Source organism: Buttiauxella sp. JUb87, assembly GCF_004361975.1.
Taxonomy (GTDB): Bacteria; Pseudomonadota; Gammaproteobacteria; order Enterobacterales; family Enterobacteriaceae; genus Buttiauxella; species Buttiauxella ferragutiae.
On sequence record NZ_SNVY01000010.1, the window covers coordinates 1 to 16,519 of the forward strand.

The 16,519-nt window shown below is 54.8% G+C and carries 19 protein-coding genes; 16 read left to right on the plus strand and 3 right to left on the minus strand.

Going from position 1 to position 16,519, the window contains the following annotated elements; all coding sequences use genetic code 11:
- Positions 1 to 329 precede the first annotated feature (329 nt).
- Positions 330 to 770, plus strand: coding sequence for a VOC family metalloprotein YjdN (yjdN, locus tag EC843_RS21285; protein ID WP_064541045.1), 441 nt, complete (start codon positions 330 to 332; stop codon positions 768 to 770).
- Positions 771 to 819: 49 nt separating this feature from the next.
- On the opposite strand, the gene EC843_RS21290 is transcribed toward yjdN, so the two are convergent.
- Complete coding sequence (locus EC843_RS21290; RefSeq protein WP_121814497.1) at positions 820 to 2,034, minus strand: DUF2235 domain-containing protein; 1,215 nt, start codon at positions 2,032 to 2,034, stop codon at positions 820 to 822.
- 191 nt (positions 2,035 to 2,225) lie between these two features.
- Here EC843_RS21290 and phnC point away from each other — a divergent pair, with 191 nt between their 5' ends.
- From phnC to phnP, 14 genes are all read left to right on the plus strand, one after another.
- The gene (gene phnC / locus EC843_RS21295) at positions 2,226 to 3,008 is read left to right on the plus strand and encodes a phosphonate ABC transporter ATP-binding protein (protein ID WP_064541053.1); all 783 of its coding nucleotides are present in this window, start codon (positions 2,226 to 2,228) and stop codon (positions 3,006 to 3,008) included.
- 30 nt (positions 3,009 to 3,038) lie between these two features.
- Positions 3,039 to 4,055, plus strand: a complete 1,017-nt coding sequence (gene phnD / locus EC843_RS21300; protein WP_064541056.1) for a phosphonate ABC transporter substrate-binding protein — start codon at positions 3,039 to 3,041, stop codon at positions 4,053 to 4,055.
- Positions 4,056 to 4,168: 113 nt separating this feature from the next.
- Complete coding sequence (gene phnE, locus EC843_RS21305) at positions 4,169 to 4,951, plus strand: phosphonate ABC transporter, permease protein PhnE (protein ID WP_064541059.1); 783 nt, start codon at positions 4,169 to 4,171, stop codon at positions 4,949 to 4,951.
- Between the two features lie 84 nt (positions 4,952 to 5,035).
- Complete coding sequence (phnF, locus tag EC843_RS21310) at positions 5,036 to 5,761, plus strand: phosphonate metabolism transcriptional regulator PhnF (protein WP_064541062.1); 726 nt, start codon at positions 5,036 to 5,038, stop codon at positions 5,759 to 5,761.
- A complete protein-coding gene (gene phnG, locus EC843_RS21315) occupies positions 5,762 to 6,223 on the plus strand; it encodes a phosphonate C-P lyase system protein PhnG (RefSeq protein WP_064541064.1) in 462 nt (153 codons plus the stop codon).
- Positions 6,220 to 6,804 (plus strand): phosphonate C-P lyase system protein PhnH, encoded by a 585-nt coding sequence (gene phnH / locus EC843_RS21320; RefSeq protein ID WP_064541067.1) that lies wholly within the window; start codon positions 6,220 to 6,222, stop codon positions 6,802 to 6,804. The genes phnG and phnH overlap by 4 nt, the downstream gene beginning before the upstream one ends.
- Positions 6,804 to 7,868, plus strand: coding sequence for a carbon-phosphorus lyase complex subunit PhnI (locus EC843_RS21325; protein ID WP_133523031.1), 1,065 nt, complete (start codon positions 6,804 to 6,806; stop codon positions 7,866 to 7,868). Before phnH ends, EC843_RS21325 begins: the two co-directional genes overlap by 1 nt.
- Positions 7,861 to 8,709: an alpha-D-ribose 1-methylphosphonate 5-phosphate C-P-lyase PhnJ gene (gene phnJ, locus EC843_RS21330; RefSeq protein ID WP_064541073.1), complete on the plus strand. Its 849-nt coding sequence runs from the start codon at positions 7,861 to 7,863 to the stop codon at positions 8,707 to 8,709. The genes EC843_RS21325 and phnJ overlap by 8 nt, the downstream gene beginning before the upstream one ends.
- The gene (gene phnK / locus EC843_RS21335; RefSeq protein WP_064541076.1) at positions 8,706 to 9,464 is read left to right on the plus strand and encodes a phosphonate C-P lyase system protein PhnK; all 759 of its coding nucleotides are present in this window, start codon (positions 8,706 to 8,708) and stop codon (positions 9,462 to 9,464) included. The genes phnJ and phnK overlap by 4 nt, the downstream gene beginning before the upstream one ends.
- Positions 9,465 to 9,597: 133 nt before the next feature.
- Positions 9,598 to 10,299: a phosphonate C-P lyase system protein PhnL gene (gene phnL / locus EC843_RS21340; protein ID WP_064541079.1), complete on the plus strand. Its 702-nt coding sequence runs from the start codon at positions 9,598 to 9,600 to the stop codon at positions 10,297 to 10,299.
- Positions 10,289 to 11,425 (plus strand): alpha-D-ribose 1-methylphosphonate 5-triphosphate diphosphatase, encoded by a 1,137-nt coding sequence (phnM, locus tag EC843_RS21345; RefSeq protein ID WP_064541082.1) that lies wholly within the window; start codon positions 10,289 to 10,291, stop codon positions 11,423 to 11,425. Before phnL ends, phnM begins: the two co-directional genes overlap by 11 nt.
- Positions 11,422 to 12,012 carry a ribose 1,5-bisphosphokinase gene (gene phnN, locus EC843_RS21350; protein WP_232887098.1) on the plus strand — a complete coding sequence of 197 codons (591 nt, stop codon included), beginning with the start codon at positions 11,422 to 11,424 and terminating at the stop codon, positions 12,010 to 12,012. Before phnM ends, phnN begins: the two co-directional genes overlap by 4 nt.
- Positions 12,005 to 12,490, plus strand: coding sequence for an aminoalkylphosphonate N-acetyltransferase (gene phnO, locus EC843_RS21355; protein WP_121814502.1), 486 nt, complete (start codon positions 12,005 to 12,007; stop codon positions 12,488 to 12,490). Before phnN ends, phnO begins: the two co-directional genes overlap by 8 nt.
- Positions 12,468 to 13,226, plus strand: coding sequence for a phosphonate metabolism protein PhnP (gene phnP / locus EC843_RS21360; protein WP_133523033.1), 759 nt, complete (start codon positions 12,468 to 12,470; stop codon positions 13,224 to 13,226). The genes phnO and phnP overlap by 23 nt, the downstream gene beginning before the upstream one ends.
- A gap of 143 nt (positions 13,227 to 13,369) precedes the next feature.
- On the opposite strand, the gene EC843_RS21370 is transcribed toward phnP, so the two are convergent.
- Together EC843_RS21370 and yjdP are read right to left on the minus strand one after the other, a co-directional pair.
- Positions 13,370 to 13,873, minus strand: coding sequence for a transposase (locus EC843_RS21370; RefSeq protein ID WP_121814504.1), 504 nt, complete (start codon positions 13,871 to 13,873; stop codon positions 13,370 to 13,372).
- 178 nt (positions 13,874 to 14,051) lie between these two features.
- Positions 14,052 to 14,387 carry a DDRRRQL repeat protein YjdP gene (gene yjdP / locus EC843_RS21375; protein ID WP_133523034.1) on the minus strand — a complete coding sequence of 112 codons (336 nt, stop codon included), beginning with the start codon at positions 14,385 to 14,387 and terminating at the stop codon, positions 14,052 to 14,054.
- 334 nt (positions 14,388 to 14,721) lie between these two features.
- Between yjdP and EC843_RS21380 the strand changes: the two genes are divergently transcribed.
- The gene (locus tag EC843_RS21380) at positions 14,722 to 16,500 is read left to right on the plus strand and encodes a transporter (RefSeq protein WP_133523035.1); all 1,779 of its coding nucleotides are present in this window, start codon (positions 14,722 to 14,724) and stop codon (positions 16,498 to 16,500) included.
- Positions 16,501 to 16,519 lie beyond the last annotated feature (19 nt).

Genomic DNA, 16,519 nt, shown 5'->3' on the forward strand with positions numbered 1-16,519 from the left:
GGCGCGATCGTCGGGAACGAATCGCAACCGACCCTGACACGGAGGCTAAATGGAGGTTTACCGCTTGCGGCGATTTATTTGCCGGGAGTCCGGGTTCTTAGGGGGGCGACGGTGGCCCCCCTAAGACGTTCACCGGTTCGGTAGCGACATAAATACACTTTCGCCTGGTGAACGGAACCTTCTCCGGATCGGCAGGGGCCGCCCTTCAAAGATGCGTATAAGAGACACCTCCCCCCACAAGAGGCTGAAAAACCACTCCCCCCCGCCTGGCTTGCCCCACTCGCCGCAACTACACTTCTTCTGCACTCCGTGTATAAGAGGAATAAGTTATGTCTGTTGGACCCTACATCTTTTTTGACGGCACCTGCGAAGAAGCGATCGCGTTCTATCAACAAGCGGTGGGTGCTGAATTGCTGTTTAAAATGACGTTTGGCGAAATGCCAAAAGACCAAAATCAGTCGGCTGAAGGATGCAACAGCGGTTTTAACTGGCCAGACGATAAAATCATGCACGCTAACGTCCGCATTGGCGGCGGCGACGTGATGATGAGCGACGGCAATATGATGGATTCCGATAAAGCGAAGCACGCTGGCTATGCGCTGAGTCTTTCCAGTCAAGATGTTGCTGAAGGAAAACGCTGGTTTGATAACCTTTCCGCCGGTGGCGTAGTCACTATGCCGTGGAGCGAAACATTCTGGGCGAAAGGCTTCGGAATGTTTACCGACAAATTTGGCATTCCGTGGATGGTAAACGTCGAAAAACCGATGTAATCAGTTTTAGGGGCGACCGCCTGCGATAACAGGCACCAGCCCCTTAATCCTAACGTGCAATCGCCCAGCTGATTGGGATTGCGCCCTGCCCGTGCAAATAGTCCTGTAACGGCTGCGGAACGTAAGGCCCTGCCAGCCATTCCCCGGTCACCGCCGACTGCTGCGGCAATTCTGAACCGCCCGTCAACCGCTCAATAACCGAATGGTGAACCATCATTGATGAGGTCACTGGCGGAGGAAGTTGGCGCGGCAAAATGCGCAAATAACGGGTTGGCGGATACCAGTCACAATGCAGCGGCCCGAGCGGGTCAGCCGCGACGTCGCTGGGGGCGAGATTAATCCCCAAATCGTCGAGCGCATCGTGCATCCACAAATACGCGCCATTCGACAAACTACGATCCTCACCAGTATTGTCATACCCCCCGCCGACATCCTGATGAATACCGGGAAACATCACCTGCAAAATACGATCGCGGTTGTCCCACAGCACCGGGGCTAAATCGACGCGCTGTTCATCAATCGCCAACGCCTGTAGGCCATATTTGACCCTTGGATGCAGCTCGGTATTATTAAAGCGGAAAACGTTGTAACGCTTGTCATTGAAATATTTAGGAATGCCCATCTGTCCGACCGTTTCCCACACCGCCACCGCTTCAATGGAAGACGGACGCGTAATGCAGGTTGGGTCGACGCTGTCGCAAAAAAAACCCGGCAACTCGCGTACCACGCTGCCTAACAGACTGGGGCTCATTTCTGGTGAATGGGCCAGATACTGTGCCCACACCGATGAGGCAAAGCGCCAGGCTTCTTCTTTATTGCGCAGGTTTAAATTCAGCTTTTCACGGCTTAATAGCCCACGATCGATGATCATCTCCGCCAGTACCCGCGCGGTATAAGCACCGTGGCTAAACCCCACCAAATAGATCCTGTCGCCCGCTTGCCAGTGGCGGCTGATAAAGGTGTAGCCGCGCAGGATCGGCACGATCAAATTCGCGCCAAATACGCCACTTAACCGTTTTACCAGGCCATTATGCGGATCGCCCATGCCATAAATATACTTCGCCACTTGCACCACATTGCCGCTGTTATCCGTCAGCACTTTTTCTTGCTCATTGGCTAACAACAAACTCTGCTGGTCAACAACGCCTTTCAAATCAATAAATAACTGATAAACATTACTGGCTACAGTCTCATCATCAATTTTTGGTTCTACACCTGGAGCGGTCCATGTGCCATCGGCACAAAAAATAATATTCTTGCTCATCGCTGCCTTCCCAATGACCGACGGGTACTAGTAAGGAAATACAAAAACGAAGCGACTCACAATACGACAAATAGTTGATTAGCCTGATGACTTCCAGGCTGTGACTCACTCTTCATCATATCGAAATATAACGTTAACAAAATCGTCACACTTCATCGGCACCATGAGGCAACTTTTTAAGGAGCCTTGTGATGCAAAACATTATTCGCGTCAACAAACTGAGCAAAACCTTCAACCAGCATCAGGCGCTAAATGCCGTCGATCTTGAAGTCAACGAAGGTGAGATGGTCGCTCTGCTGGGGCCGTCTGGCTCAGGCAAATCCACCCTCTTACGCCATCTTAGCGGCCTGATTACTTCTGATAAATCAGCCGATTGCCATGTTGAATTGCTCGGCCGCACCGTCCAAAAAGCGGGCCGTCTGGCAAGCGACATCCGTAAAAGCCGCGCGCACACCGGCTACATCTTCCAGCAATTCAACCTGGTAAACCGCCTGACAGTACTGGAAAACGTGCTGATTGGCGCACTGGGTTCCACGCCGTTCTGGCGCACCTGTTTTAACTGGTTCACCCGCGAACAAAACCAACGTGCGTTGCAGGCACTGACCCGCGTCGGCATGACTCAGTTTGCTCATCAACGTGTCTCCACCCTGTCCGGTGGGCAACAACAGCGCGTGGCAATTGCCCGCGCTCTGATGCAGCAAGCAAAAGTGATTCTCGCCGATGAGCCGATTGCCTCACTCGACCCGGAATCCGCACGCATCGTGATGGAAACACTGCACGACATTAACCGTCTGGATGGCATCACCGTGGTGGTGACGCTGCACCAGGTGGATTACGCCTTGCGCTACTGCGAACGCATTGTCGCGTTGCGCCAGGGCCATGTGTTTTACGACGGAAGCAGTTCGGCGTTCGACAACGAACGGCTGGGAAATCTTTACCGCAGTATGGCTCGCGTTGATGCGGTCGCTGCCTAACAAATTTGTCATCTACCTCAAGGAACAGTCATGAGCTACAAAGCCGTAAAAGCACTAGCCTTTACCAGCCTGCTGAGCGTTAGCGCCCTGTTCAACGCAGCCCATGCGGATGAACAAGAAAAATCCCTGAACTTCGGCATTATCTCCACCGAATCGCAACAAAACCTGAAGCCGCAATGGGAACCGTTCCTGAAGGACATGGAGAAAAAACTGGGCATGAAAGTGAACGCTTTCTTCGCACCGGATTACGCAGGGATCATTCAGGGCATGCGCTTTAACAAGGTTGATATTGCCTGGTACGGCAACCTTTCGGCGATGGAAGCGGTAGACCGCGCTAACGGCCAGGTGTTTGCGCAGACCGTAGCGGTAGATGGCTCTCCGGGTTACTGGAGCGTGCTAATTGTTAACAAAGACAGCCCAGTCAACAACCTGCAAGACTTGCTGGCAAAACGTAAAGACCTGACGTTTGGTAACGGTGACCCGAACTCAACCTCTGGCTACCTCGTCCCAGGCTACTACGTTTTCGCCAAGAACAACGTTTCGGTGAACGAATTTAAACGTTCGGTGAATGCCAGCCATGAAACCAACGCCCTGGCGGTTGCGAATAAGCAAATCGACGTGGCAACCAACAACACCGAAAACCTCGAAAAACTGAAATCCTCTGCACCAGACAAACTGAAAGAACTGAAGGTCATCTGGAAATCGCCACTGATTCCGGGCGACCCAATCGTATGGCGTAAAAACCTGTCCGAAAACACCAAAGACAAAATCTACGACTTCTTTATGACTTACGGCAAAACGCCGGAAGAGAAAGAAATGTTGAGCCGCCTGGGTTGGGCACCGTTCCGTCCATCCAGCGACCTGCAACTGGTGCCGATTCGCCAGCTGGCGCTGTTTAAACAGATGCAGGGTGTGAAGGACAACAAAGGCATGGATGAGAAAGACAAAACCCTGAAGGTCAGCGAGTTGCAAAACCAACTTAGCGACCTGGATCGTTTGACTGCCGCACTGTCTGCGATGACCAGCGTGAATAAAGCAGTTCAGTAATCGCCTCAGGCCCTCACCCTCTCCCTCAGGAGAGGGGATAGACCGGTTTTCTCCCTCTCCTGAGGGAGAGGGCTGGGGTGAGGGCAAAGAAGCACAAACCAACGGAGCACTCCATGCAGCAAACCATTCAAATCGCCGCACCAAAACGTAGCTGGTTCTCGCTACTGAGCTGGGCGATTTTGTTAGCGGTCCTCGTAGCTTCCTGGCAAGGCGCGGAAATGGCACCGCTCACTTTGATTAAAGATTCCGGCAACATGGCCACCTTCGCGGCCGACTTCTTCCCACCTGATTTCAGCCAATGGCGTGATTACCTGGGGGAAATGTTTATCACCCTGCAAATCGCCGTTTGGGGCACCGCGCTGGCTATCGTTATCTCCATTCCCTGCGGCCTGATGTGTGCCGACAACCTGGTGCCATGGTGGGTTTACCAACCAATGCGCCGCTTAATGGACGCTTGCCGTGCCATCAACGAAATGGTGTTTGCGATGCTATTCGTGGTCGCCGTCGGCCTTGGCCCCTTCGCAGGCGTCCTGGCACTGTTCATCCACACCACGGGCGTGCTCTCCAAACTGCTTTCTGAAGCCGTGGAAGCCATCGAACCCGGCCCGGTGGAAGGCATCCGCGCAACCGGCGCTAACAAACTTGAAGAAATCCTCTACGGCGTGCTGCCGCAAGTGATGCCGCTGCTTATCTCCTACTCGCTGTACCGCTTTGAGTCGAATGTCCGTTCGGCAACGGTGGTCGGCATGGTGGGCGCAGGCGGGATTGGCGTGACGTTGTGGGAAGCGATTCGTGGATTCCAGTTCCAGCAAACCTGTGCGCTGATGATCATCATCATCGTCACCGTCAGCCTGCTGGATTTCATGTCGCAACGACTGCGTAAGCACTTTATCTAGGTGATGACGATGGTCACTCTTTTCCGTAGGGCGGATAAGCGCAGCGTCATCCGCCGTAAATGCCACACAGAGGATTGACTGAAAATGCACTTATCCAGACATCCGACCAGTTACCCGACGCGTTACCAGGAAATCGCCGCGCTGCTAGAGCAGGAGCTGCGTAAAAATTACCACTGCGGCGATTACCTGCCAGCCGAAAGCCAACTGGCTGCACACTACGCCGTAAACCGCCACACGCTGCGCCGCGCCATCGATCAGTTAGTGGAAAAAGGCTGGGTGCAGCGCCGTCAGGGCATTGGTGTGTTAGTGCTGATGCGCCCGTTTGACTACCCGCTAAATGCGCAAGCCCGCTTTAGCCAGAACCTGCTCGACCAGGGAAGCCACCCCACCAGTGAGCGCTTACTCGCAGTACTGCGCCCGGCTTCCAGCCATGTCGCAGACGCGCTCGGCGTCACTGAGGGTGAAAACATTATTCACCTGCGCACCTTACGCCGCGTCAACGGTATCGCGGTGTGCCTGATTGACCACTACTTTGCTGACCTTTCGTGGTGGCCGGTGCTGCAACAGTTCAACCACGGTTCGCTGCACGACATCATCGAAACCCAGCTCGGCATCAGCCTTAAACGTACCCAAACACGCATCAGCGCACGCCGCGCTCAGGCTAAAGAAAGCCGCCAGTTGGAAATCCCCAACATGGCTCCGCTGCTTTGCGTGCGCACTCTCAACCACCGTGAAGGCGAAATCAACCCGGCGGAATACTCCGTCAGCTTGACCCGCGCCGACATGATCGAATTCACCATGGAGCACTAAATGGACGCACCGCAAATTGACATCGCACAGCGCCAGCAGTGGATGGCCGTGCTCGCCCACAGCCAGCCACAAGAACTGGCCGCACTTTGGGCAGAACTGAAACTAAATCCTGAATATCAAGTAATTCGCAAGTCCGAAACCGGACTTGTACAAATCCAGGCGCGCATGGGCGGCACCGGGCAACGCTTCTTTGCCGGAGACGCCACCCTGACTCGCGCCGTGGTTCAGCTTGCCAATGGTACTTACGGTTACAGCTACCTTTCAGGGCGCGATAAAGCCCACGCCGAACGCTGTGCTGTCATCGATGCGCTGATGCAAGAAAAAGTGCAGTTCCAGACTTTACAAGAAACCTTAATTGCACCGCTAGCCGCCAACCGCGAGCAACGCCTCGCCGCCCGTCGCACCCAAATTAACAGCAGCCGAGTCGACTTCTTCACTCTGGTTCGCGGAGATAACGCATGACCCTGATGACCGCTTTTAACCTGCCCGTGCAGGACGCCCAACAGAGCTTCCGTCGCCTGCTAAAAGCGATGAGCGAGCCAGGCGTTATCGTGGCGTTGCATTCACTGCAACATGGCTGGAAACCGCTAAACATCGCCTCCACCAGCGTGCTGCTGACGCTTGCCGACAACGACACTCCGGTGTGGATTAGCGAAGCGTTAAGCAATGACGTCACGCTGCAAAACGTCCGCTTCCATACCAACACCCCGATTTCCCAGACGCCGGAACACGCACAGTTTGCCGTTGCCGATAGCGCCATTACCGCTGAGCAACTTAACGCTCTGGCGCAGGGAACAGACGTGGCACCCGACACTAGCGCCACGTTGATTTTGCAGGTGTCGAGCCTGAGCGGCGGCCGCATGTTGCGCTTAACCGGCGCAGGCATTCTCGAAGAACGGATGATCGCCCCACAACTGCCCGACTGCGTGATTGACGAACTGACCGAGCGCCCGCACCCGTTCCCGCTGGGCATCGACCTGATTCTGACCTGCGGCGAGCGCCTGCTGGCCATCCCGCGCACCACTCACGTGGAGGTGTGCTGATGTACGTAGCCGTCAAAGGGGGCGAAAAGGCGATTACCGCCGCCCACCAATTGCAGGAACACAATCGCCGTGGCGATCAGAATCTGAGTGAGCTGAGCGTCGCGCAAATCGAGCAACAGCTTGGGCTGGCGGTCGACCGCGTGATGACCGAAGGCGGCATTGCGGATCGCGAACTGGCGGCACTCGCCTTTAAACAAGCCAGCGGTGACATGGTTGAAGCCATCTTTCTGCTGCGCGCTTACCGCACCACGCTGCCACGCCTGGCGGTGAGCGAGCCACTGAACAGCGCGGAGATGCGTCTCGAACGCCGAATTTCCGCGGTCTACAAAGACGTACCTGGCGGCCAGTTACTTGGCCCGACGTACGATTACACCCACCGTCTGCTGGATTTCACTTTGCTGGCAAACGGTGAAACGCCAGAACTGAAAACGACTGATGACAACGCCGAACCTGCACCGCACGTTTTCAGTCTGCTGGCGAAACAGGGGCTGGCAAAAGCGGAAGAAGATAACGGCGAAAAACCCGATGACATCACCCGCCAGCCGCCGGTATACCCGTGCTCACGTTCATCGCGCCTGCAACAACTGGTGCGTGGCGACGAAGGTTATTTGCTGGCTCTCGCCTATTCGACTCAGCGCGGTTACGGCCGCAACCACCCGTTCGCCGCTGAAATTCGCAGTGGTTATGTCGACATGGAAATTGTGCCGGAAGAGCTGGGATTTGCCGTCAACATCGGCGAATTGCTGGTAACCGAATGCGAAATGGTCAACGGTTTTGTAGCACCTGTTGATGAAGACCCGCACTTCACCCGTGGCTACGGGCTGGTGTTCGGCATGAGCGAACGCAAAGCGATGGCCATGGCGCTGGTTGACCGCTCGTTGCAAGCACCGGATTACGACGAAACCGTAGCAGGCCCGGCGCAGGACGAAGAGTTCGTGCTGGCTCACGCCGATAACGTCGAAGCCGCGGGGTTTGTCTCGCACCTGAAACTGCCGCACTACGTCGACTTCCAGGCCGAACTGGAACTGCTTAAACGTCTGCAAAAGGAACGTAATCGTGACTAAGGCACTCTCCGGCTACAACTTTGCTTATCTGGATGAACAAACCAAACGCACACTGCGCCGCGCGATCCTCAAAGCCGTGGCAATCCCCGGTTACCAGGTGCCGTTTGGCGGGCGTGAAATGCCGATGCCGTACGGCTGGGGAACCGGCGGTATTCAAATTACCGCCAGCGTGATTGGCGAAAACGACGTGCTGAAGGTGATTGACCAGGGCGCAGACGACACCACCAACGCGGTATCGATTCGCAACTTCTTCAAGCGTGTGACTAACGTGGCGACCACCGAATCCACTGCCGATGCCACGCTGATTCAGACCCGCCACCGCATCCCGGAAACGCCGTTGACTGAAGATCAGATCCTGATTTTCCAGGTGCCAATCCCTGAACCGCTGCGCTTTATTGAACCGCGCGAAACCGAAACCCGCACCATGCACGCGCTGGAAGAGTACGGCGTGATGCAGGTGAAACTGTATGAAGACATCGCCCGTTTCGGCCATATCGCCACCACTTACGCCTATCCGGTGAAAGTGAATGAGCGCTACGTGATGGACCCGTCGCCAATCCCGAAATTCGACAACCCGAAAATGGACATGATGCCCGCGCTGCAACTGTTTGGTGCCGGGCGCGAAAAACGCATCTACGCGGTGCCGCCGTATACCCGCGTCGAGAGCCTCGATTTTGACGACCATCCGTTTACCGTCCAGCAATGGGAAGAGCCGTGCGCGATTTGCGGCTCGCAACACAGTTACCTTGACGAAGTAGTGCTCGACGATGCGGGCAACCGCATGTTCGTCTGCTCCGATACCGATTTCTGCCGCCAGAACAGCGAGGCCGCAAGTTCATGACTCAACCCTTACTTTCGGTCAATAACCTGACCCATCTGTACGCGCCGGGCAAAGGCTTCAGCGATGTTTCATTCGAGCTTTACCCGGGTGAAGTGCTGGGCATTGTTGGCGAATCCGGCTCGGGTAAAACCACGCTGCTGAAGTCGATTTCCGCCCGCCTCGCCCCACAAAACGGCGAAGTGGTGTACCTCGATTCTTCTTTATATGACATGAGCGAAGGCGACCGCCGCCGCTTGCTGCGCACCGAATGGGGCGTGGTGCATCAACACGCGATGGACGGCCTGCGCCGCCACGTTTCGGCAGGTGGCAACATCGGTGAGCGTTTAATGGCGACCGGTGCGCGCCACTACGGTGACATTCGCGCTACCGCCGAGCGCTGGTTAGAAGAGGTGGAAATCCCGGCCTCGCGAATCGACGATTTACCGACCACGTTTTCCGGTGGCATGCAGCAACGTCTGCAAATCGCCCGCAACCTGGTGACGCATCCGAAACTGGTATTTATGGATGAGCCAACCGGCGGGCTGGACGTTTCCGTACAAGCGCGCCTGCTCGATTTGCTGCGCGGCCTGGTACGCGAACTGAATCTGGCAGTAGTGATTGTCACCCACGACCTGGGCGTGGCGCGTTTACTGGCAGACCGCCTGCTGGTGATGAAGCAAGGACAAGTGGTGGAAAGCGGCCTGACCGACCGCGTGCTGGACGACCCGCACCACCCATATACCCAGTTGCTGGTGTCATCAGTGTTGCAGAACTGATTTTTGTCGGACGTGTCGGATGACGACGCTAACGCGTCTTATCCGACCTACGAAAAATACACACTGCACACCTGTAGGTCGGATAAGGCGAAGCCGTCATCCGACGTCATGGCATACGTTTTAAGGAACCAATATGTACAGATTACGGGTTGAAAACCTGAGCAAAACTTTTGTGTTACACCATCAACACGGTATCCGTTTGCCAGTGCTGGCGAATGCCTCGCTGGAAGTGGAATCCGGCGAATGTGTGGTGCTGCACGGCCATTCCGGCAGCGGAAAATCCACCCTTTTACGCTCGCTGTACGCCAACTATTTGCCTGACCAGGGACATATTTGGGTCAAACATAACGACGCGTGGCTGGACATTGTGCAGGCTCCAGCGCGTGACGTGCTGGCAGTGCGCCGCCAGACCATTGGCTGGGTGAGCCAGTTTTTGCGCGTCATCCCGCGTATTTCAGCACTTGAAGTGGTGATGCAACCGCTGCTGGATTTGGGTGTTTCACGTGACGTCTGTGAAGACAAAGCGTCAATGCTGCTGACTCGCCTGAATGTGCCAGAACGCTTATGGAACCTGGCACCATCGACGTTTTCCGGCGGCGAACAACAGCGCGTGAACATCGCCCGTGGCTTTATCGTCGACTACCCAATTTTGCTGCTCGATGAACCGACCGCCTCACTGGATGCGAAAAACAGCGCCGCCGTGGTGGATTTGATTCTGGAAGCCAAAGCACGCGGTGCGGCAGTGGTCGGGATTTTCCACGACGAAAGCGTGCGCAACCTGGTCGCAGACCGCCTGCACAATATGGCAACCGTCGAGGCTAAAAATGATCATTAATAACGTCAAACTGGTGCTGGAAAATGAAGTGGTTAACGGTTCGCTGGAAGTGGCCGACGGCGTAATTCGTAATTTTGCCGACAGCCCAAGCCAGCTACCGCAAGCGCAAGATGGCGCAGGCGGCTGGTTGCTGCCGGGGTTAATCGAACTGCATACCGACAACCTCGATAAATTCTTCACCCCGCGCCCGAAAGTGGACTGGCCTGCGCACTCAGCGATGAGCAGCCACGATGCCTTAATGGTGGCAAGCGGTATCACCACGGTGCTGGACGCCGTGGCGCTGGGCGATGTACGCGACGGTGGCGACCGTCTGGATAACCTCGAGAAGATGATTAACGCAGTGATGGACAGCCAGGCGCGTGGTATGAACCGCGCCGAGCACCGCCTGCATCTGCGTTGCGAACTGCCGCACCACACCACACTGCCGCTGTTCCAGCAGTTGATTGAACGTAGCGGCGTGTCGCTGGTGTCGTTGATGGACCACTCACCAGGCCAGCGCCAGTTCGCAAACCTGGTGAAATATCGCGAATATTACCAGGGGAAATATCAGCTTAACGATGCCGACATGGACAGCTACGAAGCTGAACAGTTAGCACTGGCTGAACGCTGGTCACAGCCCAACCGCCTGGCGATTGCCGCCGAGTGCCGCGCGCGCAATATCGCGCTTGCCAGCCACGATGACGCCACCCGCGCTCACGTTGCAGAATCCCACGAGCTGGGCATTGTGATTGCCGAATTCCCCACCACGCTTGAAGCCGCCCAGGCCTCGCATCAGCATGGAATGAGCGTGTTGATGGGTGCCCCGAATATTGTGCGCGGCGGCTCGCATTCCGGTAACGTGGCGGCGCATCAGCTTGCGCAAGCCGGGCTACTGGATATTCTCTCTTCCGACTATTACCCGGCGAGTTTGCTGGATGCTACATTCCGCGTCGCCAGCGACGAATCAAACCGTTTCACCCTGCCACAAGCGGTGGCACTGGTGACGCGCAACCCGGCCAACGCATTGAATCTCGATGACCGTGGCGTGCTGGCAGAAGGCAAACGTGCCGATATGGTACTGGCGCATCTTCACGGTGACCACGTTCACGTCGGCCATGTCTGGCGTCAGGGAATACGGGTGTTCTGATGAGCAAAATTGTCTGGTTGATGGGGCCGTCTGGCTCCGGGAAAGACAGCCTGCTGACGGCACTGCGCCAGCAGGAGAATAATCAGCTACTGGTGGCGCACCGTTACATCACCCGCGCTGCCGATGCCGGATGTGAAAACCATATCGCGCTGAGTGAAAAGGAGTTCGCTCAGCGCCAGCAACAGGGTCTGTTTGCCCTGTGCTGGCAGGCGCATCACCAAAGTTACGGCATCGGCATCGAGCTGGATATCTGGCTCGACTCCGGCTTCGACGTGGTGGTGAACGGCTCGCGCGAGCATTTAGCACAGGCGCGAGCGCGTTATGGCGAGGCGTTAGTGCCAATTTGTCTGCATGTTTCAACCGACGTTTTGCGCAAGCGTCTTGAAGCTCGCGGGCGCGAAACTGCACCACAAATCGAGCAACGCCTGCAACGTGCCGCCTTCTACGCACCGGATTTGGACGAATGTCTGATACTTAACAACGATGGCAGTCTGGCAGAGTCTGTCTTATCGTTTATGCGTCTGGTGAATAACCGACGCAACACGAACATCGTCCATTTTCGTCCGAAGGAACCGCGCCATGTCTGATGTCATTGAGGTAAAGCATATCGTCGAATTACGTCCCGCAACCGCTGCTGACAGCGATGCCGTATATAGGCTGATTTGCGAACTCAAACAGGCCCAGTTTGATCGCCAGGCATTTAATAATGGATTTGCGGCAAACCTCGCAGAACGCAATGTGCATTACCATCTGGCGCTGCTCAATGGCGAAGTGGTCGGCATGGTGGGTTTGCAGCTGCAATTTCATCTGCACCATGTGAATTGGGTGGGAGAAATTCAGGAACTGGTGGTGATGCCGCAAGCTCGGGGATACGGCGTGGGCAGCAAGCTGATGGCCTGGGCGGAACAACAGGCGCGCATTGCCGGAGCTGAGCTGACCGAGCTTTCCACCAGCACCAAACGCCTGGACGCCCATCGTTTTTATCTGCGCGAAGGGTATCAGCAGACCCATTTTCGGTTTACCAAGCCAGTGGAGACACTGAATGAGCCTGACACTAACCCTTAGCGGAACGGGCGGTGCACAACTGGTGCCTGCTTTTGGCTGTTTTTGTGCCGCCTGCGAGCGTGCTCGCAATAATCCGCGATATCGCCGTAAGCCTTGCAGCGCCGTGGTGAGGTTTAACGAAGCGGTGACGCTGCTGGATGCCGGGATTCCCGATTTAATGGACCACTGGCAACCTGCGGAATTTCAGCAGTTTTTGCTGACCCATTACCACATGGACCACGTGCAGGGTTTATTTCCGCTGCGCTGGGGCGTGGGCGAGAAAATCCCGGTCTACGGCCCTGCCGATGAACAAGGTTGCGACGATCTGTTTAAACACCCTGGCATTCTCGATTTCAGCCACACGCTTGAACCGTTTGTTGGGTTTACCCTGCAAGCGCTGCGTGTCACGCCCCTGCCGCTCAACCATTCCAAACTGACACTCGGTTATCTGTTTGAAACCCCGCACAGCCGGGTCGCGTGGTTATGCGATACCGCAGGCCTGCCGGAAAAAACGCTGAAGTTTCTGGCCAACAACAAGCCGCAGGTGATGGTGATTGATTGCAGCCATGAGCCGCGCACGCAGACCCCGAAAAACCATTGCGATTTGAATACCGTAATTGAGCTAAATAAACACATCGGCTGCCCGCGTGTGGTCCTCACCCATATCAGCCACCAGTTCGATAACTGGCTGATGGAGAATGCGTTACCCGAAGGGTGCGAAGCCGGGTTTGACGGGATGGTTATTCGGGTAGATTAGTGTCGGATGACGCTGCGCTTATCCGACCTACGATTGAGTTTGAGTTTGGGTTTTGGTTTGGGTTTGGGTTTGGGTTTGGGTTTGGGTTTGGGTTTGGGTTTGGGTTTGGGTTTGGGTTTTGTAGGGGGGATAAGCCGCAGGCGTCATCCACCGGCCTTTCGTTCACCGGCACTAAAATCTTCCACTTCCCCCGCCCAATCCGCCGGATAAAGCCCTCGTTTTACATCTCGGTGAAAAGACGAATAAGGCCATTCGCAGGCCGTTTTGACGAAACCATGTTTAACCGGATTGATGTAAACGTAATCGACATGCGCCGCGTAATCGCGATCATCCTTGATGCAGTGTTCCCAAAAGCGTTTTTGCCAGACGGTGGGATTTCCGGGCAGGGATTTCGTGAAGGCTTTTTTGATTGCCCGCCAGCGCTGAGAATAGTTGCTGTCGTCGGATGGCAGCGTCCAGATGCAGTGCATATGATCCGGCAGAACAACCCAGGCGTTGATTTCGAAAGGATAGCGTTCTTTGACCTTTCCAAGTGCTTGCCTGAGTTCCTCAATATGTCTGACGAGCAAATCATCTTTGCGGTCATGCAGATTGACGGTGAAAAACCACGTTCCACCGTTGACCCGCATGCGGCGATAGTTGGGCATTTTCGCACCTGTGTTGGAGTCGGATGACGCTGCGCTTATCCGACCTACGATTGGGTTTGAGGTTGGGTTTTGTAGGGGGGATAAGCCGCAGGCGTCATCCACCGAGAATCATCGCAACCTAACACAACAAAATCGAAAAATGCCCGGCAAACACTCATTCCAGAACCCAGCTCGCAGACTACCGGTAATCATCATCCAGGCGGCGTTCGTCTTCTTCGAGCTGGCGGCGCTGGTCGTCTAACTGGCGCTGTTGGTTATCGAGTTGACGGCGACGATCTTCTAACTGTCGATGGCGGTCTTCGTACTGGCGTCGGTCGTCATCGTTGCGGCGTTGATTTTCGTCGTCCCAACGCCGATCGTCGTCGTTGTTATTGTTCGGCTTATAAGCATCGTTAATTGCCTGTGAAATAGAGCCGACAATGGAATTATCAAACAGACCATCCAGCGCATCGGCGTGGACAAATGTGGTCATGGTCAGGCTACCGAGCAGCAGCATGGTGGAGTATCGATTCATAAGCCAGCCTGATGGTATGTTAACTCCGAAAACGATAGGGAAAGTCACCGCATCTCAACAGCGGAGTATTCTCAATTTGCCCCTCCTCGCTCGCGATATTTATTAACGCTAATTCCACCCTCCTTTTTATTAATCATTTCGCTAAATAGCTATTTTTGGACATTTGAAGAGGAAAACATGATCGTTACCATATATTTCACATAAATATTAAAACGATATTTCAAAATATGTAAATCGAGTGTTTAATGTTTCCAATTCAAACAAAACCCACAATAACTCAAATGGCATTATTGCTATCTTGAAGTATCAGGGGCATAACTCATAGGGAACTACAATGTCTTACGATTACATTGTAATAGCGGGTTATTTCTTATTAATGGTCGCCATTAGTCTGCTATTCAAAAAAATGGCCAATAACAGTACCAGTGACTACTTCCGCGGCGGTGGCAAGATGCTGTGGTGGATGGTTGGGGCAACCGCGTTTATGACGCAGTTTTCCGCCTGGACCTTCACTGGTGCGGCAGGCAAGGCATTTACGGATGGTTTTGCGGTGCTGGCGGTGTTTATTGGCAACATGGTGGCCTATTTATTTGCGTGGCTTTATTTCGCGCGTCGTTTTCGTCAAATGCGTGTCGATACCCCAACCGAAGCAGTACGTCGCCGCTTTGGCCCGGTCAACGAACAATTCTTTACCTGGGTCATTATTCCTCTGAGCGTAATTAACGCTGGCGTGTGGCTGAACGGCCTCGGTGTTTTCGCCTCCGCAGTATTTAACGCCGACATTGTTACCACTATCTGGATTACTGGCCTGGCGGTACTGGCAATCTCCATGCTGAGTGGTGCCTGGGGCGTGGTGGCATCCGACTTTATTCAAACTCTGGTTATCGCGGTTATTTCCGTGGCTTGCGCCCTTGTGGCTCTGTGGACTGTAGGCGGTCCGGCTAATATCGTGACTGAGTTCCCGTCTGGCTTCTTCACCGGCCCGGACATGAACTACCCGTTACTGATGGTTGGCACCTTCCTGTTCTTCGTAGTCAAACAGCTGCAAAGTATCAACAACATGCAGGAATCCTACCGCTTCCTGAATGCTAAGGACTCCAAAAACGCCAGCAAAGCGGCGCTGATGGCGCTGCTGATGATGCTGATTGGCGCGGTGATTTGGTTTATCCCACCGTGGGCCACCGCGATTATTTACCCTGATGCGGGCGCGCAATACCCTGAGCTGGGCGCGAAAGCCCGTGATGCGGTTTACCTGGTGTTTGCTCGTGAAGCGATGCCGCTGGGAACGGTTGGGCTGCTGATGGCCGGCCTGTTTGCCGCCACCATGTCGTCGATGGACTCTGCGCTGAACCGTAACTCCGGTATCTTCGTGCGTAGCTTCTACGCAACGATTGTGCGCAAAGGCAAAGCGACGGATCAAGAGCAACTACGTGCCGGGCAAATCGCCTGCCTGGTGAACGGTTTGCTGGTTATCTTCATGGCGCAGTTCTTTAACTCGCTCAAGCACCTCAGCCTGTTCGACCTGATGATGCAGGTTGCCACACTGCTGCAATCGCCGATTCTGGTGCCATTGTTCTTCGGAATGCTGATTCGCAGAACGCCTTCCTGGGCTCCGTGGGCTACCGTAATCTTTGGTCTGGGCGTTTCCTGGATGGTGGTTGATGTGTTCACGCCGCAGTACGTGATGTCATGGTTTGGTGTTGAGAAACTGACTGGCCGTGAAGTGAGCGAGCTGAAAACCATCATTCCTATCGTCGCCCATCTGGTGCTGACGGGTGGCTTCTTCTGCCTGACTGCGCTGCTGTATAAGCCACAAGCCGACAAAAATGTCGCCGCGACTGATGCGTTCTTTAAGGATGTGGAAACCGAGTGTGTAGAAGATGACGCACAAGACATCGTAGACCGCATGCAGCGTAACAAGCTGGGCGACCTGACGATTTACATGGCAGCAGGCTTGTCACTGATGGTGTTAATTCCTAACCCAATGTGGGGCCGCTTACTGTTCCTCGGTTGTGCCACCGTGGTGTTCGCTGTGGGGTATGCGCTAAAACGTAGCGCGAAGATTGACAATCAAAGCGTGGTATTAAAAACCTCGACGCAAAGCCAGTCGTAATCCCTGCTTAGTTTTGTCG

Bases quoted from the DNA above. Each gene is read 5' to 3' on its own strand.
- EC843_RS21290 (WP_121814497.1), bottom strand. From the start codon at position 2,034: ATGAGCAAGAATATTATTTTTTGTGCCGATGGCACATGGACCGCTCCA.
- phnP (WP_133523033.1), top strand. From the start codon at position 12,468: ATGAGCCTGACACTAACCCTTAGCGGAACGGGCGGTGCACAACTGGTG.
- phnM (WP_064541082.1), top strand. From the start codon at position 10,289: ATGATCATTAATAACGTCAAACTGGTGCTGGAAAATGAAGTGGTTAAC.
- phnD (WP_064541056.1), top strand. From the start codon at position 3,039: ATGAGCTACAAAGCCGTAAAAGCACTAGCCTTTACCAGCCTGCTGAGC.
- phnO (WP_121814502.1), top strand. From the start codon at position 12,005: ATGTCTGATGTCATTGAGGTAAAGCATATCGTCGAATTACGTCCCGCA.
- yjdP (WP_133523034.1), bottom strand. From the start codon at position 14,387: ATGAATCGATACTCCACCATGCTGCTGCTCGGTAGCCTGACCATGACC.
- phnL (WP_064541079.1), top strand. From the start codon at position 9,598: ATGTACAGATTACGGGTTGAAAACCTGAGCAAAACTTTTGTGTTACAC.
- EC843_RS21370 (WP_121814504.1), bottom strand. From the start codon at position 13,873: ATGCCCAACTATCGCCGCATGCGGGTCAACGGTGGAACGTGGTTTTTC.
- EC843_RS21325 (WP_133523031.1), top strand. From the start codon at position 6,804: ATGTACGTAGCCGTCAAAGGGGGCGAAAAGGCGATTACCGCCGCCCAC.
- phnG (WP_064541064.1), top strand. From the start codon at position 5,762: ATGGACGCACCGCAAATTGACATCGCACAGCGCCAGCAGTGGATGGCC.
- phnF (WP_064541062.1), top strand. From the start codon at position 5,036: ATGCACTTATCCAGACATCCGACCAGTTACCCGACGCGTTACCAGGAA.
- EC843_RS21380 (WP_133523035.1), top strand. From the start codon at position 14,722: ATGTCTTACGATTACATTGTAATAGCGGGTTATTTCTTATTAATGGTC.
- phnC (WP_064541053.1), top strand. From the start codon at position 2,226: ATGCAAAACATTATTCGCGTCAACAAACTGAGCAAAACCTTCAACCAG.
- phnE (WP_064541059.1), top strand. From the start codon at position 4,169: ATGCAGCAAACCATTCAAATCGCCGCACCAAAACGTAGCTGGTTCTCG.
- yjdN (WP_064541045.1), top strand. From the start codon at position 330: ATGTCTGTTGGACCCTACATCTTTTTTGACGGCACCTGCGAAGAAGCG.
- phnH (WP_064541067.1), top strand. From the start codon at position 6,220: ATGACCCTGATGACCGCTTTTAACCTGCCCGTGCAGGACGCCCAACAG.
- phnK (WP_064541076.1), top strand. From the start codon at position 8,706: ATGACTCAACCCTTACTTTCGGTCAATAACCTGACCCATCTGTACGCG.